Annotated in this window: 19 protein-coding genes and 1 other RNA gene; 9 read left to right on the forward strand and 11 right to left on the reverse strand. The window is 71.2% G+C overall.

Annotation, left to right across the window (positions count from 1 at the left end; translation table 11 throughout):
• Positions 1-37 precede the first annotated feature (37 nt).
• Complete coding sequence (locus ACQP1V_RS11965; protein WP_433422009.1) at positions 38-841, reverse strand: SDR family NAD(P)-dependent oxidoreductase; 804 nt, start codon at positions 839-841, stop codon at positions 38-40.
• A gap of 217 nt (positions 842-1,058) precedes the next feature.
• Here ACQP1V_RS11965 and ACQP1V_RS11970 point away from each other — a divergent pair, with 217 nt between their 5' ends.
• Positions 1,059-2,255, forward strand: a complete 1,197-nt coding sequence (locus tag ACQP1V_RS11970) for an NAD(P)/FAD-dependent oxidoreductase (RefSeq protein WP_067131039.1) — start codon at positions 1,059-1,061, stop codon at positions 2,253-2,255.
• Here ACQP1V_RS11970 and ACQP1V_RS11975 read toward each other — a convergent pair.
• The 5 genes from ACQP1V_RS11975 to ACQP1V_RS11995 are packed head-to-tail and all read right to left on the reverse strand — an operon-like array spanning position 2,218 to position 7,839.
• Complete coding sequence (locus ACQP1V_RS11975; RefSeq protein ID WP_387412480.1) at positions 2,218-3,162, reverse strand: hypothetical protein; 945 nt, start codon at positions 3,160-3,162, stop codon at positions 2,218-2,220. The genes ACQP1V_RS11970 and ACQP1V_RS11975 overlap by 38 nt on opposite strands.
• A 6-nt stretch (positions 3,163-3,168) precedes the next feature.
• Positions 3,169-4,119 (reverse strand): SCO2521 family protein, encoded by a 951-nt coding sequence (locus ACQP1V_RS11980; protein WP_387412478.1) that lies wholly within the window; start codon positions 4,117-4,119, stop codon positions 3,169-3,171.
• Between the two features lie 11 nt (positions 4,120-4,130).
• A complete protein-coding gene (locus ACQP1V_RS11985; RefSeq protein ID WP_433422014.1) occupies positions 4,131-5,093 on the reverse strand; it encodes an SCO2522 family protein in 963 nt (320 codons plus the stop codon).
• Positions 5,090-6,004 (reverse strand): SCO2523 family variant P-loop protein, encoded by a 915-nt coding sequence (locus ACQP1V_RS11990; protein WP_067131048.1) that lies wholly within the window; start codon positions 6,002-6,004, stop codon positions 5,090-5,092. Before ACQP1V_RS11990 ends, ACQP1V_RS11985 begins: the two co-directional genes overlap by 4 nt.
• A 2-nt stretch (positions 6,005-6,006) precedes the next feature.
• Positions 6,007-7,839 (reverse strand): SCO2524 family protein, encoded by a 1,833-nt coding sequence (locus ACQP1V_RS11995; protein ID WP_433422017.1) that lies wholly within the window; start codon positions 7,837-7,839, stop codon positions 6,007-6,009.
• A 286-nt stretch (positions 7,840-8,125) separates the two neighbouring features.
• Here ACQP1V_RS11995 and ACQP1V_RS12000 point away from each other — a divergent pair, with 286 nt between their 5' ends.
• Together ACQP1V_RS12000 and ACQP1V_RS12005 are read left to right on the forward strand one after the other, a co-directional pair.
• Positions 8,126-9,163 carry a 2-hydroxyacid dehydrogenase gene (locus ACQP1V_RS12000; protein WP_433422020.1) on the forward strand — a complete coding sequence of 346 codons (1,038 nt, stop codon included), beginning with the start codon at positions 8,126-8,128 and terminating at the stop codon, positions 9,161-9,163.
• Between the two features lie 128 nt (positions 9,164-9,291).
• Positions 9,292-10,887 (forward strand): thiamine pyrophosphate-binding protein, encoded by a 1,596-nt coding sequence (locus ACQP1V_RS12005; protein WP_387412470.1) that lies wholly within the window; start codon positions 9,292-9,294, stop codon positions 10,885-10,887.
• Between the two features lies 1 nt (position 10,888).
• Here ACQP1V_RS12005 and ACQP1V_RS12010 read toward each other — a convergent pair whose 3' ends face one another.
• The 4 genes from ACQP1V_RS12010 to ACQP1V_RS12025 all read right to left on the reverse strand — a co-directional run bounded on the left by ACQP1V_RS12010 (position 10,889) and on the right by ACQP1V_RS12025 (position 15,430).
• A complete protein-coding gene (locus ACQP1V_RS12010; protein WP_387412468.1) occupies positions 10,889-12,232 on the reverse strand; it encodes an ATP-binding protein in 1,344 nt (447 codons plus the stop codon).
• A 140-nt stretch (positions 12,233-12,372) separates the two neighbouring features.
• A complete protein-coding gene (locus ACQP1V_RS12015) occupies positions 12,373-13,284 on the reverse strand; it encodes a GNAT family N-acetyltransferase (RefSeq protein ID WP_433422025.1) in 912 nt (303 codons plus the stop codon).
• A complete protein-coding gene (locus ACQP1V_RS12020; RefSeq protein ID WP_433422027.1) occupies positions 13,281-14,396 on the reverse strand; it encodes a M20/M25/M40 family metallo-hydrolase in 1,116 nt (371 codons plus the stop codon). The genes ACQP1V_RS12015 and ACQP1V_RS12020 overlap by 4 nt, the downstream gene beginning before the upstream one ends.
• The gene (locus ACQP1V_RS12025) at positions 14,393-15,430 is read right to left on the reverse strand and encodes a dipeptidase (protein WP_433422030.1); all 1,038 of its coding nucleotides are present in this window, start codon (positions 15,428-15,430) and stop codon (positions 14,393-14,395) included. Before ACQP1V_RS12025 ends, ACQP1V_RS12020 begins: the two co-directional genes overlap by 4 nt.
• A 123-nt stretch (positions 15,431-15,553) precedes the next feature.
• Here ACQP1V_RS12025 and ACQP1V_RS12030 point away from each other — a divergent pair, with 123 nt between their 5' ends.
• The 4 genes from ACQP1V_RS12030 to rnpB all read left to right on the forward strand — a co-directional run bounded on the left by ACQP1V_RS12030 (position 15,554) and on the right by rnpB (position 18,898).
• Positions 15,554-16,369 carry a Nif3-like dinuclear metal center hexameric protein gene (locus ACQP1V_RS12030; RefSeq protein ID WP_433422033.1) on the forward strand — a complete coding sequence of 272 codons (816 nt, stop codon included), beginning with the start codon at positions 15,554-15,556 and terminating at the stop codon, positions 16,367-16,369.
• A gap of 30 nt (positions 16,370-16,399) precedes the next feature.
• On the forward strand, positions 16,400-17,140 hold the full coding sequence (locus ACQP1V_RS12035; RefSeq protein WP_067131061.1) for a zinc ribbon domain-containing protein: 741 nt from the start codon (positions 16,400-16,402) through the stop codon (positions 17,138-17,140).
• Entirely contained in the window at positions 17,137-18,411 is a 1,275-nt protein-coding gene (locus ACQP1V_RS12040; RefSeq protein ID WP_433422036.1) for a bifunctional RNase H/acid phosphatase, read from the forward strand. The genes ACQP1V_RS12035 and ACQP1V_RS12040 overlap by 4 nt, the downstream gene beginning before the upstream one ends.
• Before the next feature lie 85 nt (positions 18,412-18,496).
• An RNA gene (gene rnpB, locus ACQP1V_RS12045) (RNase P RNA component class A) lies at positions 18,497-18,898 on the forward strand.
• Between the two features lie 186 nt (positions 18,899-19,084).
• Here rnpB and ACQP1V_RS12050 read toward each other — a convergent pair.
• The gene (locus ACQP1V_RS12050) at positions 19,085-19,774 is read right to left on the reverse strand and encodes an SMI1/KNR4 family protein (protein WP_433422039.1); all 690 of its coding nucleotides are present in this window, start codon (positions 19,772-19,774) and stop codon (positions 19,085-19,087) included.
• Between the two features lie 363 nt (positions 19,775-20,137).
• Here ACQP1V_RS12050 and ACQP1V_RS12055 point away from each other — a divergent pair, with 363 nt between their 5' ends.
• Positions 20,138-20,899 carry a metalloregulator ArsR/SmtB family transcription factor gene (locus ACQP1V_RS12055; protein ID WP_433422042.1) on the forward strand — a complete coding sequence of 254 codons (762 nt, stop codon included), beginning with the start codon at positions 20,138-20,140 and terminating at the stop codon, positions 20,897-20,899.
• Positions 20,896-21,405: a pyridoxamine 5'-phosphate oxidase family protein gene (locus ACQP1V_RS12060; RefSeq protein ID WP_433422045.1), complete on the forward strand. Its 510-nt coding sequence runs from the start codon at positions 20,896-20,898 to the stop codon at positions 21,403-21,405. The genes ACQP1V_RS12055 and ACQP1V_RS12060 overlap by 4 nt, the downstream gene beginning before the upstream one ends.
• Positions 21,406-21,450 lie beyond the last annotated feature (45 nt).

Genomic DNA, 21,450 nt, shown 5'->3' on the forward strand with positions numbered 1-21,450 from the left:
CGCCGGGTTCGACCGGTTCGTGTACCGCGGGCTCCGGCTACCGCCCGCTCTGCCACCGCGCCCGCCGTACGGCGAGGCCGGCGGCCCGCGTGGCCAGCGCGGGCGACAGCCGTACCAGCCGCCAGACGAGCCGGGCCGATGCGGGCGCCACGATGAGCGCGCGGTTCCGGGCCACCCCACGCAGGATGTCGCGGACCAGCGCGTCCACCGGGTAGAGCCGCCCCTGCGCCCGTACCGCGGCCCTCCGAGCCTGCTCGCCGACCTCCGTCGGCGGCAGGTCCGGATTGGCGTGATCGAGCAGCGGGGTGTCCACGAAACCGGGGCAGACGACGCTCACCCGGACGCCCCTGGCGGCGGCCTCCGCGCGCAGCGCCAGCGACAGGCCGACGACGGCGTGCTTGCTCGCCGTGTAGGGGGCCATCAGCGGCGCCGGGGTGAGCCCGGCGAGGGAGGCGGTGTTCACGATGTGGCCGAAGCCCTGCCGCACCATGATCGGGTAGGCCGCGTGGACCCCGTGCACCACCCCGCGCAGGTTGACGTCGATCGCGGCGTTCCAGTGGTCGAGCGTCATCTCGTCCGCGTACCCGCCGATCGCGATCCCGGCGTTGTTGAACACGTAGTCGAGCCGGCCGTGCTCGTCCCGGACGGCGGCGAACAGGTCCCGCACCGCGCCCGCGTCGGTCACGTCGAGGACGGCGTGGGCGCAGCCGAGCTCGGCGGCCGTCTCCTCGGCGTTCCGGACGTCGGCGACCGTCACATGCGCGCCCCGCGCGACCAGCTCGCGGGCCAGCGCCCGGCCGATCCCCGAGGCTCCACCTGTGACGACGACGGTTCTGCTCATCCGCGCCCCTCTCCCGGTGCTTCCGCCGGCCTCCTTCGAGTTGTACGAGCCATCCGACAGCGGTGCAAACGGGACACTTCGGCAATCGTGCGCGTTTGCCCTACTCACAAGATTCTTTCGCGATAAAGTTCCTATGGGGCACGCGTGTGTGACCTTCTTGAACGTCCTGACCTCACCTACTGTGGAACCCGGAAACGGCGAAGCATGGGGAGCTTGCGTGCGTGAGACCTGTGAAGTCGCGATCGTCGGCGGCGGAGTCATCGGATGCGCGATCGCGCACAGGATCAGGTCACAGGGCCGGAGCGTCGTCCTCGTCGAGGCGGCGTCTCAGCTCGGCCTCGGGGCCTCGGACGCCGCGATGGGCGGCATCCTCACCCAGACCGAGAGCTCGTGCCTCGGCCGGTTGAGCCCCGTCATCAAGCACAGCCGCGACCTCTACCCGGCGTGGCTGGCCGAGCTGGCCGAGATCTCCGGTGTCGAGGTCCCGGTGCTGGACGGCGGCGACATCCAGGTGGCCCTCGACGACGAGGAGATGACCCGCCTGGAGACGGAGATCCTGCCCCTGTGGGAGGCGTCGCCGTTCGCGGTCGAGCAGCTCACCGCCGCCGAGGCCCGGAAGCTCGAACCCCTCCTCAGCGAGGCGGTGGTCGGCGGCTTCCTGCTGCCGGACGAGCTGGCCCTCGACCCGCGCGAGCTGATGGGCGCGCTGCGCCGCACGATGGAGCGCGCCGGTGTCGCCGTGCGGCTCGAGGCCCGCGCCCTGCGGGTGGCGTCCGGCCCCGGCGGCGCGCGCGTCGAGCTGCGGGGCGGCGAGACGATCCACGCCGAGACCGTCATCGTGGCCGCCGGGCACCTCAGCGGCCTGCTGCTGCCCGCCCTCGACGCCGTGATGCTGCCGATCAAGGGCGAGGCGTACAACGTGCGCCGCCCCGGCTTCACGACCTACCCGCTGCGCCACCACGTCTTCGCCGAGATCACCTCCGACGGCCGCACCGGCTATCCGTACCTGGTGCCCCGGCACGACGGGCGGCTCGCCGTCGGCGTCACCTACGAGGAGGGTGTGGGCGACCCCACCCCGACCGCCGCCGGCCGCGACGAGATCGCCCGCTGGACGGCCACGCTCATGCCGGCCGTGGCGGACTGGCCGGTCGAGCGCCACTGGGCGGGGCTGCGCCCGGCGAGCGCCGACCACATCCCGATCATCGGGTACGTCGACGACCACCGCAGGCTGGTGGCGGCGACCGGCCACGCCGGCCTCGGCATCACCCTCGCCCCGGCCACCGCCGAGCTGGTCACGGCCGTGCTGGACGGCCGCGCCGACGAGGAGATCGCGCGGAGTCTGGAGATCTGCCGCCCGGACCGCGCGTTCACCCCGCTCAGGACGGCTCCGAAGCCTGCTCCCACAGCTCCTTGAACCGCTCGATCCGCTGCCGCACCCGGGGCGGCTCCAGCACCAGCAGGGTGTGCACGAACGTGTGCGTGGTGATCTGTCCCACCTGCGGCGCGGACGGCGTGATCTCGTAGCTCACGTCGTCGTCGAAGATGATGAAGTCGAGCAGCCCCAGCGGACTGGACAGGTCCTCCGGGGTGAGGATGCGCACCTCGATCCCGATCTCGGTGTGCATCTTGCAGATCCGGCGGAACATCTCCGACTCCACCCGCTCGGTGCGGTCCACGAAGAAGATCCGACGAATCCGTACCCCGGCCCGGAGCCGGTCGCGCTGGGCCTCCAGGTAGCGCTGGCCCGCGTCCGTCGTCCAGAACCCGCCGTCGAACTCGCTCGGCCCCTGGTCCACCACGTTGAGGCTGAGGGCGTCGAGGGTGTGCTGGGTGTTCCGGGTCAGGCCGAGCAGCCAGTCGCGGTCCTCGCCCTCATAGATGACGTTGCCCTCGCTCAGCTCCCGCAGCAGCGTCGAGATCCGCGCGATCTCCGACTGGGCGAACGCCTGCACCAGCGCCGGCATCTCCTTGTCCACCCGGGTGGCGTTGCTCACCAACTGTGTGATCACGTCGGTCTGCACCGCCGACGCCTCCACCCGGTTGAACAGCTCGGTCGCCTTGGTGATCCGCGACAGACCGGTGATCATCTCGAGGCGGGTCGCCTCAAGCTGCTTGTCGACCTCGATGAGGTACTGCGTCAGGAAGACGACGGCGCTGATGAACACGGTCAGCACCAGCGCCCAGGCGGAGTGCTCGCGGTTGAAGGCCGGCCCGTTGTCGTTGGTGAGGAAGTATGTGGGCACCCCGACCGCCGCGGTGATGAGAACCTTTCGGAGGGTGCGGGGGATGATCTCGGCAGAGAGCCTCGTCCTACCTGGCATGGGCACCTACCACCCGCCCGCCTCCCTCAGCAGAGCCAACGTGTTGATCGCGACCTGGTCGCGTACGCGCGCGACCAGTGACTGCCACTGGCGGGTGAAACCGGGACGCCGCTCCAGCGCCTCCCAGAGCGGGGCGAAGTCGTCGTCCAGCCGGGCCGCCGGCATCCACAGGTGCAGCAGGTGGTCCACCGCCGGGGCCAGCTTGGCGGTGACCTCCGCCCGCGTCGCCGTGCCCACCCTGGCCCTCTCGACGATCACCAGCAGGGTGGTCAGCAGCCAGTCGTGCAGCGCCAGGTCCTCGCAGAAGTCCACCACATCGGGGGTGAACCCGTCCGGCAGGACCAGGCGCAGCGTCCGCACCCGGTCGCGGCCCAGCGTGAACCGGATGCCGGGGCCCTCCCGGCCCGGTTCCTCGGCCACCGCGACCCAGCGCAGCCGCGTCCGCGCGCTGCGGAAGGGCGCCTTCCTGTCCAGCAGCGGGGACGCCTGCACGACGTCCATGAACCGCTCGCCCACGCTGCCGAGGTCCAGGCAGTCGTTCCACCCGCCGCTGTCGGCGAAGCCGTCCGCCAGATCGGGGACGCGCACCTTGCCGAACACCTCGATCACGCCGGGCCGCGCCAGGTAGTGCGACCACGACAGACGGTGGTCGGACTCGGCGCGCGCCACCTGGATGTGCGAGGACCCCTGGAGCACCCGCCCGCCGGTCACCGACGCCCGCGACAGCACCGTCCCGACCCCCCGGACCCTCGCCCGTGACGCGGACGCCAGCCGGCAGTCCACCCCGGTGAGCTGGTCGGGCGACACCGCGTACACGATGGGGCGGCGCGAGGTCCGCACCCGCTCGCCGGAGAGCAGCCCGAGGACGCCCTGGCACAGCGACTCGGGGATCTCCCCCGAGTTCTGCAGGAGCCCGGTCCGGACTTCCCCCATCACCAGCATGTGCGCTCCGATCACGGGTCCGGTGGTCAGGCCCCCAGGAAGATGTAGGAGATGCGATCGACGAGCTCGTCCGGCAGGGGGATGCTCTCGCCGCCGCTGCGGTCGGCCACCTGCCGCAGGACCGCCGCGTCCACGAAGACCTGGCTGAGGATCGTCCGCACCGCCAGCTCCACCGGCAGGAAGCGCGTCGACAGCACCGACAGCGTCGTGTACGCGCTGAACGGGGCCGCGGCCGGGTTGAGCTGGACGATCGCCGGGAGCTCGTCCCAGTTCGCCGGAAACGACGGCCCGCGCGGCACCGGGCGTACCGGCAGCTCACCGTCGTTGCGGATCAGGCCCAGCCGCAGGAGCTGCCACACCGCGGCCAGGAACGGACAGGACCAGGTGCGGCCCCGGCTGTCGCTGTCCCACAGCTCGACGTCGACGAAGATTGAGTGCCGCCGCTTGGCGTTCTGCGCCGGCGGCTCCCACCCCCGGGCCGACCCCATGGCCTGTACGGCGCCGCCGTACGGGGACCTGGCGCCGTTGCAGAGCCAGCCGGTCTCGGTGACCGGCGGGCGCGAGCCGTCGGTGCCAGGAGGCGGGTCGGTGACCAGCCGATCCTCCACCAGCCGGGCCAGCTTCACGCCGTCGGCCTCGGCGCAGGCGGACTCGCGGGCGAGGTAGTCGATGGTCAGGTCGCACTCGGCCGCCGCCTCCAGCACCATCGGCACCAGCTCGGACGGTGTGCTGAACCTGCTGAAGTAGTCGTCGATCAGGAAGCAGGTGCTCACCCTGGCCCGGCCGCCGGGCACCCGGGCCCGCCAGCTCGCCCGCATGGTCTCGGCCCACGGGGCGACCTGCCGGAACTGCTCCCTCAGCCGCTCCGGCCCGGCCTGGAAGTCCTCCATGTAGAGGTGGCCCAGCTCGATGGACACATGCGACAGCGGGGCGGAGGCGACCCTGCGCTCCGCCTCTACCTCGCCGAACGCGGCGTACGCCGGCGTCACAGGGCCTCCCACGCGCTGTCGTCGACGATCTTCTTGGCCAGGTCGTCGAAGGCCGCGACCGTCTCGGCGTTCGCGATCTGGCTGGACAGCACGTCCTCGTCGGAGATGAGCTGCTCGCGCCACTGGAGCACCGGGTCGAGCGGGATCTTGCCGAGCATCGACGTCCGGCCCACGCCGTACCGGCGGGCCAGCTCGCGCAGCTCGCGGTCGCACTCGTTCAGCCACGCCTTCTGCGTCTCGCGCAGCCCCTCGAGCTCGGCGGCGTCCGGTTCGAGCACGGCGGTGCGGACGAAGCGGATGTGGTCGGCGAGGGTCTCCCCGTCGTGACCGTGATCCACACCCGCCGCGAGCAGGCCCTGTCTGCCCTGGACGAGGCCGTGGGCCGCGATGATGTGCTGGCGGGTCCACCGGTGGAAGACGAGCCAGCGGAAGGGCACCCCGGGCAGCCGCGCGGTGGCGGCGAGCGCCATCTGGGCGGCGAACGAGCGGCCGGCGCTGAGGTCGACCAGGCACAGGTCGAACTCCTCCTCCAGGCGGGTGAAGAGCCGGACGCAGCGCAGCAGCATCTCCTCGCTCACCGTGGAGAACTCGCCGCCGCCCTCGTCGCCGGGGAAGAGCACCATCTGACCGGCTCCGGGCGGCTTGGCGCGCAGCCCCTCGCGGTCGGTCTCGGCCCAGATGTCGATGCGGTGCGGGTCGGCGATCCGGCCCTCGAAGTAGCGGTGCATCCCGCCCTGGGTGGTGCCACGCGCCACCGAGCTGACGCTGAAGATCGCGCCGGCGGTGGGCGAGCCGAAGTCGAAGTCGAGATAGCACACGTCGCTGCCCTGGAGCGCGCGGCGGTAGACGATGTTGCTGCTCGTGACCGAGCGGCCGGTGCCGCCCTTGTCGGAGATGGCGAACACGAGCATCGTTACATCGCCTCCGAGGCGTTCTCGCGCGCGGTCGCCTGGCGTTCGAGTTCGAGCAGGGCGTCGCTGATCAGCGCGATCGCGCTCCCCGGACGCTCACCCATGATGGCGCGGGCGCGCTGCAGCGCGGCCTGGACGCCGCTGACGCTGGAGCGCAGGTGCTGCCCGGGGAGGGCGGGGCGCAGCACCTGCTCCCTGCTGAGGAGGTGCTCGGCCTCGCTCAGCATCTCGCCGGCGATCTCGAAGAGCTGGGAGCTGCGCAGCGGAGGCTCGCCCGAGGCCTGGGCCAGCGACACGAGGAACTCCACGACCCGCTCCGTGAAGTACCACGAGGGCTGTTCGTACCGGAGGCCGATGTCGGGGAAGGCGTTCGCCGGCTGATCCCACAGGCCCTTGTGGACGCCGCTGGCGAACTGGCGGGCCTGGATGTGCTGCCAGATCTGGTCGGCGAGGTTGTGCAGCCGCTCTCTGGTACGCGAGCTCTGCGCCACGTTGGAGACCCAGATCGTCCGCTTGAGCAGCGTGATGGCGAAGTCGGAGACGACCCAGATCATCTGGGGCCCGAGCTCGTCGCTGCCGTGGAGGTTCACCCGGACGCCCGGCGTGTGCAGTGCCACCGGCGGGTCGCCCGGGACCGCCCTGCGGATGATGCGCGCCCGCATCGCCAGCTCCTCCAGGATGCCGGCGACCCGGTTGAGGTCCACGTCGCCCGCCCTGCTGCGGGCGAGGTACTGCACGACCATGGCGGTGACGCCGAGGCTGTAGTAGTCGGACTCCTTGCCGTCGGTGGTCCGCCAAGGGATGTCCTCCAGCGGCCAGCGGCCCTTGCCGTATGTGGCGACGGTGCGCCAGTAGGCCTGGGTGAGGTCCCAGCGGCGCTGGAGCGCGGTGGCGAGCTTCTGCTGGTCGTCGTTGAGCAGGCCGAGGACCCGGGTGCGTTCGGACCACAGGTCGACGAGGCCGACCAGGGCGTTCACGGTGAAGTAGAGATAGGGCGTGTCGGCCGCGACGCCCTTGGGCTGCTGGCCGACCTCCAGGTTCGTCTCGACGGTCGGGGCGTCCTTGACGACGCTCCAGGACCAGCCGCACTCGAAGAACAGATTGGGGTTGTCGAGGTCGACGACGCCGGACCCGATGGTGAGGTCGCGCAGTCCGGCGCGGACCTCCTGGAGCTGCTTCTGGAAGTCGTCCAGGACGCGCCGTCTGGGCGCGCCCGTCTGGTTGGCGGTGCGCAGCAGCGCCTCTCCCTGCGGCGACGAGGGCTCGAAGGCGTTGACGGAGAAGCTGCGCAGCATCCCCACCATGGCGGCGGAGAGCCGGTCGCCGGCCAGGGCCTCCAGCTCGCGGATCTCCCGGCGGATGCCCTCGCGCCGCACGCTCTGGCGGAACACCCTGAGGAAGCCGAGCATGCTCAGCATGAGCGTGATCGACATGGAGTAGGAGTCGACGACGTCGATCGCGCGCTGGTCGGCGGTGATCTCGTCGCCGGGCGCGCCGGGCTGGAAGTAGCTGCCGCCGGAGAAGTCCGGCCGGCCGTCCTCGTACGTGTAGGTGCGCAGGTATTGCGTGAAGAGGCGCAGGAGCAGCCGGGGGATCTCGACGCTGTCGCCGAGCACGTCCAGCGCGTTCAGCACGTCGTCGGCGGTCTCGTCGGGAGTGTCGAGACGGAAGCCGGGGAGCTCCGCCGCGGGGTACATCAGGCACAGGAGCTGCTCGGCGTCCGCGATCGAGTTGGCGCCGTCGCGCCCGCCCCAGACCCACTGCCTGTCCTGGTAGGAAGTGCGTGCGGCGGCCTCCCAGAGCTCCATGAGCTGCTGGCGCGGCTGAAGTTTCATGGGTCCCCCTCGCCACGAAGATCCGGCCGGGGGACATCGTCCGGCACGGATGGCTGCCATTCTTACCGCTGAATTCCATTTCAACAATAAGTCAAGAGTGATTCCATCGCGGCCGGAAGAGACTGCGTCCCTGGCCGGACCTACACTTGGGGAGGCCAGCACCGTTGTGGTATTTCGGGTTTCCCGACGCGCCGAATCCGTTCCGGCGGGTCTACGCGAGAAGGGCGGCCGTGTCGAAAATCCGAAATGCCCGCCATTTACCCCGAAAGACCTGATCATGTCTCAAATGCGGACGAGCGAGCACGTATCCGCCGTGGATGTCGCAGGTAGTGAGATGGCGCTCGCGGGGGCCGCGGTCGGCACGGCGAAGATCGTGGTGAGCGGTGCGGGCATCGACGAGCGGCTCCTCGCTCCCCTGCACGGCCTGGGCTGCCAGGTGGTGTCCATCGGGCGGGGTGAGACGCCGACGGCGCAGGCGTTGCGGGACGAGCTGACGGACGCGGTGGCCTACCTGCACGGGGGCGAGGAGATCGTCTCGGAGGAGGTGCTGGAGCTCGCGGGCGGGCTCAGGGTCATCGCGTTCCTGGGCATCGGCTACGAGACCTTCATCGACGTGGCGGCGGCCCGCCGGCGCGGCATCGTGGTGACCAACACGCCGGATCGGACGCCGGACGCCGTGGCGGAGTTCACCGTCGGGCAGATCATCAACGCGAGCCGGCGCATCCCCCGGCATCTCGGCACCGTCTATCCGCACTGGTCAGGGGCCGAGGAGCTGCCCGACGAGCTGGCCAGCAAGAAGATCGGCATCGTGGGCCTGGGGCAGATCGGCGCCCGCATCGCCGGCATCCTGCGGCTCGGGTTCCACTGCCGGGTCTCCTACTACAACCGCACCCGCAAAGAAGGCCTGGAGATGACCCTCGGGGTGCGGTTCCGGCAGCTCGCCGAGCTGGCCGAGTGGAGCGACGTCCTCGTCGTCATGGTCGGCGGCAACGCCGAGACCGCCGGGCTGATCGACCGCCGCGTCCTCGCGCGGGTCCGTCCCGGCTCGATCCTGGTCAACACCGCGCGGGCCTCGATCGTCGATCCCGAGGCGCTGCGCGACGCGCTCGCCGGAGGGCGGCTCGCGATGGCGGTCTTCGACGGCTACTACCAGGATTCGAGCGTCGCCAAGGACCTGCTGAACGATTTCGGCGACCGCATGTACGTCACCGGGCACATCGCGTCGCACACGAAACAGTCGATGGAGCGGATGGTCCGCCAGGCGGTGGATTCCGTCGTCAACCTGTTGAGCGGCCGGCCCGATCCCAACGCCGTGATCCGCTGAGATATTTATTCCACCTCATACCTTTATATCCGGATGGGCCGGAAATGCGGTCCTCTGTCACGGTGCAGTAACTCGAAGATACGATGCGCACGTACCAGCCCTGGCGTCGAAATCCGAGTGGGGTGGAGATGGAAGCCACGGGGGCGGAGGTGCTCGTCGCCGCGTTGCGGACGCACGGTGTGGACACGGTCTTCGGCATCCCCGGCACGCACAACCTGGCCGTCTACGAGGAACTGGCCCGCGGTGGCGTCTCCTGCGTGACCCCCCGCCACGAGCAGGGCGCCGGATACGCCGCCGACGGGTACGCCCGGGTCACCGGACGGCCCGGCGTCGCGCTCACCACCACCGGCCCCGGCGTCGTCAACGCGGCGGCGGCGCTCGCCCAGGCGTACTCCGACTCCACACCTGTGCTGCTGCTCTCGCCGGGGGTGCCGAGCGACCACCCCCGCCTGGGGCGCGGCTACCTGCACGAGAGCAAGGACCAGTCCGGCGCCCTGGACGCGCTCTGCGCGTGGAGCCACCGCGTCACGTCCATCCGCGAGATCCCGGCCGCGGTGGGCCGCGCGTTCGCCTCGTTCGCCGAGGGCCGCCCCCGCCCCGTTCACGTCGAGGTACCCGCCGACCTGCTCGAACGCCGGGGGAGCGCCGACCTGGCCGGGCCGTACCGGCTGATGCCGCGGGTGCCCGACCCGGCCGCGCTCGACCGGGCCGCCCGGCTGCTGCGCGGGGCGCGCCGGCCCGCGATCGTCCTCGGCGGCGGCGCGCAGCGGCCCGGCGACGACGAGCCGGTCACCGGGCGGCTCGCCATGCGGCTGGCCGAGCGCACCGGGGCGCGCGTGGTCACCACGGTGAACGGCAAGGGCTCCGTCCCGGAGAGCCACCACCTGTGCCTCGGCGCGACCCTGCGGCTGCCCGGCGTGCGGCGCTGGCTGGCCTCCTGCGACGTCGTGCTCGCCGTCGGCACCGAGCTCGGCCCGGCGGATTTGTGGGAGGACCGCTTCGTCCTCCCCGGCACGCTGATCCGCGTGGACGTGGACCCCGCCCAGATGTACGGCGACCACGTGGCGGACGTGCCGGTGCTGGCCGACGCCGCTCTCGCCCTTGAGGGGCTGGCCGGCCGGGTGCCGGAGACGGGGGACGCGCCCGCGCCGGACGACCGGGTGGAGCGCGAGCGCGACGCCGAGCTGCGCGAGGTGGCCCGGCGGTGGGCCCCGCAGCTCGCCGCGCTGCGCGAGGCGATGCCGGCCGACACGGTCGTGGTCGGCGACAACTCGATGATGAGCTACCACGGCGCGATCGTCGGGATGCCGATGGACCCGCCCGGCCGGTTCCTCTTCCCCGCCGGGTACGGCACGCTCGGGTTCGCGCTGCCCGCGGCCATCGGGGCCAAGGTCGGCCGGCCGGACCGGCCGGTCGTGGTGCTGGCGGGCGACGGCGCGCTGCAGTTCAGCGTGCAGGAGCTCGCCACCGCTGTCGAGCTGCGGCTCAGCCTGCCGATCGTGGTCGCGGTGAACGGCGGTTTCGGCGAGATCAGGGACGAGATGCGGCGGCGCGGGATGCCGCCGGTCGGGGTCGATCTGCACGCCCCGGACCTGATGACCCTGGCCGCGGCCTACGGCGCATGCGGACGGGTGGCCGACCGTCCGGAGGAGCTGGGCGACGCGGTCGCCGAGGCGCTCAAGACGCCGCTGCCCACGGTCATCTCCTTCCGGGAACCCGGCTGACTCAGCCGGGCAGGGGGATCCGCAGCACGAACCGGGCGCCCTTGGGGGAGTCCTCCAGCGTCAGCGAGCCGCCGTGGGTCTCGGCGATCTGCCGGGCGATGGGCAGGCCGAGCCCGGTGCCCCCGGCGTCCCTGTTACGCGCGGCGTCGAGCCGGGCGAAGCGCTGGAACACCACCTCTCGCTGCTCGGGCGGGACGCCGCCGCCGTCGTCGACGACCTCCATCACGGCCGTGTTCCCCTGGCGTTCGACCACGAGCGTCACCTCGTGCTCGGCATGGCGCTCGGCGTTGTCGAGAAGGTTGGTCAGCAGGCGGGCCAGGCGGAGCCGGTCGCCTCGGATCACCACGCCGGGGGTGAGCCGCCGGTTCACCGTGACCTTGCGCGTCCTGCGGTCGAGCTCGCCCGTGACCAGCTCGGACAGGTCGACCGGGTCGTTCCTCCCGGGGGCGCCGGCGTCCAGCCTGGCGATCTGCAGCAGGTCGGTGACCAGGTTCTGGAGCCGGTCCAGGCTCTCCAGCAGCGCCTTGCCCGTCTCCTGCCAGTCGGTCTCGTCCGGGTGGAGCATGGCCTCCTCGACCTCGGCGCGCATGGCCGTCAGGGGGCTGCGCAGGTCGTGGGAGGCGTCGGAGGCGAAGCGGCGCTGCCGGTCCACCGCGGACTCGGCCCGGTCCAGCGTCTGGTTCGCGGTCACGGCGAGTCGTCTGAGCTCATCGTGGAAGTGGGGCACCGGCACCCGCTGGCTGAGATCGCTCGAGGTGATCTTCGCCAGTTTGTCGGTGATCGCGTCCACGGGGGCGAGCGTCGTGCCGACCGTGCGGTACGCGCCGAGCGCCGTCAGCAGAACCAGCAGGAGCGAGCCTCCGGCGAGCGAGCCGAGCAGCGGACCGCTGACGTACCACGGCACCTCGGGGTTGGCGGCGTAGAGCCACCAGACGCCGTTGGCCAGGTCGATCGGGAAGGCCAGCACCATCCTGCACTCGCCGGGGAACGACGGCATGTCGCACACGTGCCTGATGGCGTAGGTGTCGATGTCGGGGGTGCCGAAGTCGCCGAGTGGGGGCCCGCCTTTCACGTCCGCGGTCGCGGCCACCAGCGTCCCGACCGGGTTGTAGAGCTGGATGGCGGCCTCGCCGGGGTCGGGGATGCTGGTTGGAGGGCCCTTGCGCCGGAGTTCCTGCACGACCCGTACGGCGTCGGCGACGAGCTGCTGCTGGCGGTAGTCCGTGGCGCTGCCGCGGACGGCCATCAGGATGAACACCGACGCGATGGTGCAGAGCAGCGCCATGACGACGCCCGACACCACCGTGAGGCGTGTCCGTATCGACCATCCGTGCCAAACGCTCACCCGATCCCCCTGTGACCAGATGATCACAGTAGGTCAGGTTCTGGGGTTGGGAGGGAGATTTGACGCCAAAACTGGGCAAACGTCTCTCTCGGGAGGGTCCGCTCGGGGTGCGGAACGGGCTCAGACCGGGATATCGGCCCTCATGGTTTCCCCGCCTCTTCCCCTTCGACACGTACCACGTAGCGGCCGCCGGAGAACCCCGTCACCCGCGCGCCGCCGGCCATGAGACCGCCCAGGACCTCGCGTACGGCGAGCCGCCACGCCCCGGCCTCCGCGGGATCGGCGCGGCGGAGCGACTCGACATCCTCGGGGACGGCGACGAGAACCGCCGGACCCTCGACCGCCCGGGCGACCGGCCGTCCGCCCTCGTGCGAGATTCCCTCGACCGCGCCCCGCGGAACCGCCGGCAGGTACGGCTCCCGCCCGCACGCCCGTACGACGTGGGGCGCGTCCAGCCGCCACACCGCGAGCACACGGTCGGACTCGTCGCCCGCGTTGACGACGTCGGCCATCGGCCCGTAGAACTCGGGCAGATACTCCTCGGGGAGGGCGCCCAGCTTGGTCAGGTTGAAATGGGCGTTGCGCCGTACGAGCGGGTCGAAGGTCCAGGTGATGCGGGTCAGGCCGCGCCGCAGCGCCCAGGCCCGCTGGTGCAGCTTGAGCGCGAAGCCCGCGCCGCGCCGGACCGCGCCGGTGACGTGCGAGTGCAGCACCTCGCCCGCGGGCGCGGCGAAGAACCCGGCGGAGGCGCCCACCAGCCGGTCGCCGTCGAACGCGCCCGCCACGTAGTTGCCCGCGTGGGACAGCGCCCGCATGACCTCCACCGTGATGGGCGGGGTGGCGGGGTCCGGGTGCCAGATCTCGTCGAACAGCCCGAGCACCCGCTCGAAGTCCGCGATCTCGTCCAGGTCGCGGACCCGGACGCCGCAGCGCGCCGCCGCTTCCCCGGCGGCGGCCCACGCGGCGAGTTCGCCGCCCAGGCCGCTTTCCCCGCCCAGGCCGCTTTCCCCGCCCAGGCCGCTTTCCTCGCTTACGGCCCCTTCCCCGCTCACGCGGCGGCCTCCGCGAGCATCGAGCCGACCAGGGCCGCGACGAGCCGCGCGCGTACCGGCATCTCCGCGACGATCACGTGCTCGTCCGCGGCGTGCGCGCCGCCGCCGACCGCGCCCAGGCCGTCCAGAGTGGGGCAGCCGACGCCGGCGGTGAAGTTGCCGTCGGAGGCGCCCCCGACGGCGGCGCCGCGCAGCGGCCCCATTCCGAGATCGTCCGCGAGCCGTACGGCACGGGCGAACAGCGCGGCCGACGACGCGGGGTCGAGGGGCGGGCGGTTGGGGCCGCCGTGCAGCTCCAACCGGGTGTCCGGGAGCCGCGGCGTGAGCGCGCGCATGAGCTCGTCCACCCGCCGCTGCGCCGCGAGGTCCGGCACCCGGACGTCGATCGCCACCCGGCCGGTCGCCGGGACGGTGTTCGTGCTCGTCCCGGACGAGAGCAGCGTGGGTGTGACCGACACCATGCCCGCCTCGGACGAGGACTCCACCCGGTGCGCGATCTCGGTGATCGCCAGGATCTGGTGCGCCAGCTCGACCCCGGCGTTGGCGCCGCGCTCGGGTTCGAGGCCGGCGTGGGCGGCCCTGCCGTACACGAGCAGCTCGTAGCGGGAGACGCCCTTGCGCGCCGTCTTGAGCGCGCCGCCGCCGGCGCTCGCCTCCAGCACGAACGTCGCCGCGCAGCCCGCCGCGACCGACTCGATGAGCGGCCGGGACGTCGGGGACCCCAGCTCCTCGTCGCCCACGACCAGCACGCACACCCCGTCGAGGGACGGCAGCGAGGCCAGGGCGTGGAAGAGCTGCACGAGTCCCGCCTTCATGTCGAAGACCCCCGGCCCGCGCGCCACCCCGTCGACCACCGACCACGGATGCGCGCGCAGCGAGCCGATCGGCCACACGGTGTCGTGGTGGCCGAGGAGCAGCACCCGGGGCGTGCCGAACGTCCACTTCAGGTGGGTGACGCCGTCGATCACGATCGTCTCGGGCTCCGCGCCCAGGAGGCGCGTCCCCTGCGCCGCCACGGCCTTGGCGCTGTGCTCCACCGCCGCGTGGTTGGAGGAGTACGACTCGCACAGGACGAGCTCCTCCAGATCGGCCAGCATGGCCTCCAGGTTCACCGGCCGCGTCCCAGCTCCGATCGGAACAGGCGCATCACGTTGTCGCCGAGGACCTTGACGATCTCGTCCTCGGAGAAGCCGCGCTTGAGCAGCCCCTCGGTGACCAGGGGCATGCCGCGCGGCCCGTCCAGGCCGGGGATGGCGGCGTCCGTGTCGAGCCCGCTGCTGCTCCCCTCGCAGCAGGGCGGGGTGAGGTCCCGGTACACCTCGCGGATGAAGTCAGGGCCGAGCCCCACGTGGTCGATGCCCGCGACGCCCGCGATGTGCTCGATGTGGTCCACCAGGTGATCGATCGTGACCGAACGCGCGTCCTCCGCGAGGAAGGCGGCGAGGAAGTTGACGCAGATCACGCCACCGGTCGCGGCGATCCCGCGAAGCTGCTCGTCGGTGAGGTTGCGGTGGTGGTCGCGCAGCGCGCGGGCCGAGGAGTGCGTGGCGATGACCGGCCGGGTCGCGATCTCCAGGACGTGCGCCACCCCGGACGCCCCGAGATGCGACACGTCGAAGATCATGCCGAGCCGCTCCATCTCCTGGACGGCCTCGACGCCCGCCTCGGTGAGCCGCGACCCGGTGGCGTCCTCGCCGCTGCCGTCGGCCAGGGGAGTACGCCCCCAGTGGGCGATCGACGCGACCCGCACGCCGAGCCGGTGCACGGTCGGGATGAGCTCGACGCTGTCGTCGATGCCGGGCATGCTCTCCATGGCCAGGACCAGGGCGATCCGGCCGAGCGCGAGCGCCTCGTCGATCTGGTCGCCGTCGTAGCAGAGCCGTACGGAGTCGGGGTTGCCCTCGGCCAGCACGTGCGCGCACTCGATCATGCGCAGCGTCTGGCGGAGCGACCCCTCGGGACGGAACTCGCTGTCGATGAACACCGGGAGGACCTGCACGTCCACGCCGCCCTCGACGAGTTGCGGCAGCCACTGCTGCCGGAAGAAGGAGGCCCACTGGTGCGGCGGCCGAGCCGAGACGGCCATGAGTAGGTCGTTGTGGGTGTCGGCGACGACAGCGTCCCTGTGCAGATCCCGAGCCGGCATCCTGGAGTCCCTTCTAGATGGTGTCTTTCGGACGTTACACTCACCGCTTCCGTTCCGCCGTCCCGAGATCGGCCGGAGACCGCCGTGATCTCGGGGAGACGCCGCCGGCGGTAGTCTGCGCCTGTGCTTGCGGATGTCGTTGCCGAGATGGAGACGCTGTACGACCCCGCCTGGGCGGAGTCCTGGGACGCGGTCGGGCTGGTGTGCGGTGATCCCGCCCAGCCGGTGAGGAAGATCCTCTTCGCTGTCGATCCCGTCGCGGTCGTCGTGGACGAGGCGCTCGAGTACGGTGCGGACCTGATCATAACGCACCACCCTCTTTACCTTCGGGGCACGACCAGCGTCGCGGCCACCACGTTCAAGGGCCGCGTGATCCACCGGCTGATCAGGAACGACGTCGCCCTCTACACCGCGCACACCAACGCCGACGTCGCCGATCCCGGGGTCTCCGACGCGCTGGCCCGCGCCGTCGGCCTGTCCGGGGAGCTGCGCCCGCTGCGACCCTCCGCCGACGACCCGCGCCGCGGCCTCGGCCGGATCGGGACGCTGCCGTCCCCGGTCCCGCTGCGCGAGTTCGCCGAGCGCGCCGCCTCCGGCCTGCCCCGTACGGCGGGGCCGCTGCGGGTGGCGGGCGACCCCGAGCGCCCGGTGGTCACCGTCGCGGTCAGCGGGGGCGCGGGCGACTCCCTGCTCGGGGCGGCCCGCGCCTCGGGGGCCGACGTGTTCCTCACCGCCGACCTGCGCCACCACCCGGCGAGCGAGTTCATGGAGGCCGAGGGAGGACCGGCCCTGATCGACGCCTCCCACTGGGCGACCGAGTGGCCGTGGCTGGCCGACGCCGCCGAGCGTCTGACGTCCGCCCTGGCGGCGAGGGGCATTAATGTTGAGGCGCGCGTCTCCCGCATCGTCACCGACGCGTGGACGTCGACGACACCGTAATCGCCCCCGCGAGCACCTTGAGGATCTGCGATGAAGGCCGCACCCGAAGCACAGAAGCGTCTGCTCGACCTGGCGGAGCTCGACGCGGGTCTTGACCGGTTCCGGCACCGCCGCCGCACCCTGCCCGAGCTCGCCGAGATCGAGGAGCTCTCCAAGAGCCTCGCCCGTGCCGCCACCCAGGCCATCGCCGCCGAGACCGAGGCCGGTGACCTCGCCAGGGAGCAGGCCAAGGCCGAGGCCGACGTCGAGGCGGTCCGGGTCCGGATCGACCGCGACCAGAAGCGCCTCGACTCCGGCCAGGTGACCTCGCCCAAGGACCTGGCGAGCCTCCAGTCGGAGATCGCCTCGCTGGACCGCCGCCAGGGCGACCTCGAAGAGGTCGTGCTGGAGATCATGGAGCGCCGCGAGGCCGCCGACGCCCAGGTCGCCGACCTCAAGGTGCGGCGCGACGAGGCCGCCGCGACGCTGGCCGCCGCCGAGGAGCGGCGCGACGCCGCCTTCGCCGAGATCGACAAGGAGGCGGCCGAGCTGCAGGACCGCCGTCCCGCGATCGCCTCCGGCATCCCCGACGACCTGCTGGCGCTGTACGGCAAGCTGCGCGAGCAGTTCGGGGTCGGCGCGGCCATGCTGCACGGCGGGCGCTGCCTCGGCTGCCGGACCACCCTGTCCATCGCCGAACTCAACCGCATCCGGGCGGCGGCCCACGACGAGGTGCTCCGCTGTGAGGAGTGCCGCCGGATCCTGGTCCGTACCGCGGAGTCCGGCCTGTGAGGTTCGTCGTCGAGGCCGACGGCGGATCCCGGGGCAACCCGGGCCCGGCGGGATACGGCGCCGTGGTGAAGGACGCCGACGGCCAGGTGCTCGCCGAGACCGCCGAGGCGATCGGCACCGCGACCAACAACGTCGCCGAGTACCGCGGCCTGATCGCGGGGCTCTCGTCCGCGCTGGCCCTCGGCGGCGAGGGCGCCTCCATCGAGGTGCGGATGGATTCCAAGCTCGTCATCGAGCAGATGGCCGGCCGCTGGAAGATCAAGAATGAGGGCCTGCGGCCGCTCGCGCTCGAAGCGGGCGGCATCGCCCGGCGGCTCCGCGTCACCTGGACGTGGATCCCGCGCGAACGGAACAAGCACGCCGACCGCCTCGCCAACGAGGCCATGGACGCCGCCGCCAAAGGCCTGAAGTGGGAGTCCACCGGCGTCGCGGCGCCCTTGGCCGAGCTTGTCCGTCCCGCCGCCGAGCCCGAGCCTTCCGCCCGAGTCGCCTACGAGGCCGCCGCGCCTGAGCCGGCCTTCGAGGTGGAGAGCGCGCCCGAGCCCGCCGCCTCCCTCGCGGCGCCCACCGCCCCGGCTCCCGGGCCGTCCGTCGCCTCCGCTGACGTACGGCGGGAGCGTGGCGAGGGCACCGGTTGGATGGCCCGCCCCACCCGGGTCGCTACGTCGTTCCTGCTGCTCCGGCACGGCGAGACGCCGCTGTCGGTGGAGAAGCGCTTCTCCGGGGTGGGGGACCCCTCGCTCACTTCCCGCGGTCTCGCCCAGGCCGAGGCCGCCGCGCTCCGCCTCGCGCGCGAGCCGTACGCGATCGACGTGATCGTCAGCTCCCCGCTCGCGCGGGCCCGGCAGACGGCCGAGGCGGTCGCGGCGCGTACCGGCGTGCCGGTGCGGGTCGAGCGGGATCTCAGAGAGGCCGATTTCGGCGCCTGGGAAGGGCACACGTTCACCGAGATCCAGCGGGACTGGCCGGCCGAGCTGACCGCGTGGCTCGGCGACCCCTCGATCGCCCCACCCGGAGGCGAGAGCTTCACGGAGGCGGGACGACGGGTCGAGCACGCCAGGGAGCGGATCGTCGCCGAGCACGAGGGCAAGACCGTGCTCGTCGTCTCGCACGTCACCCCCATCAAGCTGCTGCTCCGCTTCGCGCTCATGGCCCCTCCGGAATCCCTCTACCGGATGCACCTCGACGTGGCGTGCCTGTCGGCCATCGACTACTACGCCGACGGCCCCGCCGTCGTACGGGCGCTCAACGACACCGCCCACCTGGGCTGAGCCGTACGCGCTGCCGGGAGCCCCGGGCGTTTGCCGTCGAGTTGGACAGTGCTTGGGAGGCCGTTAGGCTTGGACGCACGGCGGACGAGCCGGCCGGGCGGCCGCGTCGGGGTCCCGCGTTCGCGCAGGGTCCCGCCGAGGAAGGTCCGGGCTCCACAGGGCGAGGTGGTCGGTAACACCGACCCGGGGTGACCCGCGGGACAGTGCCACAGAGAGCAGACCGCCCCCTTCGCGGGGGTAAGGGTGAAAGGGTGGTGTAAGAGACCACCAGCGCCCACGGTGACGTGGGCGGCTCGGTAAACCCCACCTGGAGCAAGGTCAAGAAGGGACGCTCCGCGAGGAGCGTCCCGCGCGCGACGTTTGAGGGCTGCCCGCCCGAGCCGCGCGGGTAGACCGCTTGAGGCCGCCGGCAACGGCGGTCCTAGATGGATGGCCGCCGGTCGGCGAAAGCCGGCCACAGAACCCGGCCTACAGGCCGACTCGTCCGCCTCTAACGTCTCTGACCTGCGTCTATGATCAGGTCAGGTCCCGCTGTTCCGGCGCTGTTCCGCCTGCGCCGCGGCGATCATGATTTCGACTGCACCTCTGCCCAGATCTTCATCGTCAGGGCGCAGGTGGCCGTAGGTGTCCATCGTCTCAGCGATTGTGGCGTGCCTCAGGCGAAATCCACCTATTAAATGGACTCCATCGCAGCGCCAGTCTCGGTATCAGTTGCTCCCCGCCATTCTCCGGTCTTTTCATCCTGGACGAGCCACGGCTGGTGAAGAGTGCCTTCGGTCCAACGATGCAGCCACTCGGTGAAACTCAGAGGCTGGGGAAACAGCGACACATGGAAGTTGTCACTCGGGGCGGGGTTAGGGTCGATCGCCCACATCCCGGCACTCGGGTCTCCGCAGTTGACGTAAGAGGCAATTCCACACCCCCAGTGGCACACCAGCAGCAGGGCCTTGGCCTTTGGCTTCCATGGTTCGGGCCAGTTCTGCTGTTGCATTCGATAGTCGCTGAGGATGCTTTGCAGGGGTTCGAAACCATAGGCAGGGCCGAAGCCTCCGTCACCCAGTTCGAGATAGCAGCGGCGCAACAGGGGTGGCAGTGGGTGTCCGAGGAGCGCTTCGCACTCGTTCACCGCTTCAACCGAGGCCGGCATCAAAGGCGGTAGCGGCACGAACCGGCCAGCGGCGTGGGCGGCACGGTATTCAGGGGTGCCGCGCCAGTACAGCCGCTGTAGCCGACCGTCGGGGGCGTGCTTGAATGCTCCACCTCCCTCGGTGTCGACACCTGGCAGCCCGGTTCTCTGATCAAGGTAGTCACCTGTCTCCACCCGTGCGCGCACCGCTTCGAACACCAAATCGTCGTTGATCATGCGGCAATGATGCCCGAGAGAACTGACACTTCCAGGTTTGTCTGCCAGCGGCGCCTCCGGCACCCAGTCGCGTGATCACGGCACACGCTCTCTCATGCGGTCCCGGCGCTGAAGTCGGTGGGCGCGGTCGCGAACACTTCGGCAGCAGCGGCTCCAGCCGCGCCCACTCCCCGTCGATCAGGCTGGCCATGACGCTTCGGGCGGTCCTCATCCACATGGATGATCTACATCAAACCGACCCTGAAGATCGCGAAACGCACCCTGGCCGTGGCGATGGGCCAGAAGCGGCCGCCGCGGGTCGATCTCGACGATGCCGAATAGGCGCATTGATCACGGTTAGTCAAATGGTGTACTGTTAGCCATATGGTGAACGATCCGTTCCGGGCCGTGGCCCACCCGATCCGGCGCAGGATGATCGAACGTCTGGGCAATGGCCCCGCGACGGTCGGCGAAGTGACCTCAGACCTGGGCGTCTCCAAACCGACGATCACCAAGCACCTGAAGATCCTCGAAGAAGCCGGCATCATCGTCCGCCACGTCGTCGGCCGCACCCACCGGCTTGCGTTGAACCCGGCGGCCCTCATCGACACCGTCAGCTGGGTCGACCGCCAGCGCGCCCTCTGGGAGCGCATGTTCGACACCGTCGAGGAACACCTTGCCAACAAGGAGCAGACCAACGTGACCGACACGGCCATGCCAACCGCCGTCCGCATCGAACGCACTTATCGGGCACCCGCAGACGTCGTGTTCGACGCCTGGACCAACCCCGAAGTAATCAGGAAGTGGTGGCACGCCGGCCCCGACTGGGACACAGCTGAGGCCCAGGTCGACCTCCGAGTCGGCGGACACCTGCGCGTCGTGATGTGCGACACCGAGGGCGTCGAGTACACCGGAACCGCTACGTACACGGTTGTGGAACGCCCCTCGCGTCTGGGCTGGATCTGGCACGGCGAAGAGGGCGAGGCAGGCACCGGATCGCGGTGCGACCTGGAAATCAGCGAGCGGGACGGCGTCACCCGCGTGGTCCTCACCCACAGCGGCCTGCCCGATCAACACGCGGCAGCGGAGCTCCGCGAGGGCTGGGGCCTGTGCCTGAACAACCTCGACACGGTCCTCGCCCGATGACGCGCCTCGACGGCCCGATGGCCTTGCCTCAGGGCGATGTCCGCCTGCTGGAAACCGACGTGGCCCAACGGCTGCTCCACTCCACCGAGCTGGCCCGCGTCGCCTACGTGGCCAAGGACGGAACGCCACGGGTGTTCCCCATGCTGTTCCACTGGAACGGGAGCGAGGTCGTGCTCTCCACGTTCGGAGGCTCCAAGGTCAACGCCCTACGGGTCCGACCCGACATCGCCATCACGATCGACGCCGCCACCACCCCGCCCTCAGTCCTCCTCATCCGGGGCAAAGCCGAAGTCACCGACGTCGAGGGCATCGTCGAAGAATACGCAGCCGCCCAGCGCCGCTATGGCGGCGAGGAACAAGCAGCGGCGAACATCGCCGCGGTTGACCGGCCCGGCATCAGAATGGTGCGCATCGCCGTCCGGCCGACATGGGTCGGCGTCCTGGACTTCGTCACCCGCTTCCCGGGCGGCACGACCCCCGAAGAGTTCGCTCAGCGAGGTCAATGAGCAGGCCGACCGGCCATCGCCGATATCCCTGGCGAAGGACAAGAG

The sequence above is a fragment of the Microtetraspora malaysiensis genome, from assembly GCF_050947145.1.
Taxonomy (GTDB): domain Bacteria; phylum Actinomycetota; class Actinomycetes; order Streptosporangiales; family Streptosporangiaceae; genus Microtetraspora_A; species Microtetraspora_A malaysiensis.

Excerpts from the sequence above, each read along its gene's own strand:
- ACQP1V_RS11965 (WP_433422009.1), bottom strand. The coding sequence starts at position 841 with ATGAGCAGAACCGTCGTCGTCACAGGTGGAGCCTCGGGGATCGGCCGG.
- ACQP1V_RS12035 (WP_067131061.1), top strand. The coding sequence starts at position 16,400 with ATGAAGGCCGCACCCGAAGCACAGAAGCGTCTGCTCGACCTGGCGGAG.
- ACQP1V_RS12060 (WP_433422045.1), top strand. The coding sequence starts at position 20,896 with ATGACGCGCCTCGACGGCCCGATGGCCTTGCCTCAGGGCGATGTCCGC.
- ACQP1V_RS12005 (WP_387412470.1), top strand. The coding sequence starts at position 9,292 with ATGGAAGCCACGGGGGCGGAGGTGCTCGTCGCCGCGTTGCGGACGCAC.
- ACQP1V_RS11995 (WP_433422017.1), bottom strand. The coding sequence starts at position 7,839 with ATGAAACTTCAGCCGCGCCAGCAGCTCATGGAGCTCTGGGAGGCCGCC.
- ACQP1V_RS12025 (WP_433422030.1), bottom strand. The coding sequence starts at position 15,430 with ATGCCGGCTCGGGATCTGCACAGGGACGCTGTCGTCGCCGACACCCAC.
- ACQP1V_RS11990 (WP_067131048.1), bottom strand. The coding sequence starts at position 6,004 with ATGCTCGTGTTCGCCATCTCCGACAAGGGCGGCACCGGCCGCTCGGTC.
- ACQP1V_RS12050 (WP_433422039.1), bottom strand. The coding sequence starts at position 19,774 with ATGATCAACGACGATTTGGTGTTCGAAGCGGTGCGCGCACGGGTGGAG.
- ACQP1V_RS12055 (WP_433422042.1), top strand. The coding sequence starts at position 20,138 with ATGGTGAACGATCCGTTCCGGGCCGTGGCCCACCCGATCCGGCGCAGG.
- ACQP1V_RS12000 (WP_433422020.1), top strand. The coding sequence starts at position 8,126 with ATGCGGACGAGCGAGCACGTATCCGCCGTGGATGTCGCAGGTAGTGAG.
- ACQP1V_RS11975 (WP_387412480.1), bottom strand. The coding sequence starts at position 3,162 with ATGCCAGGTAGGACGAGGCTCTCTGCCGAGATCATCCCCCGCACCCTC.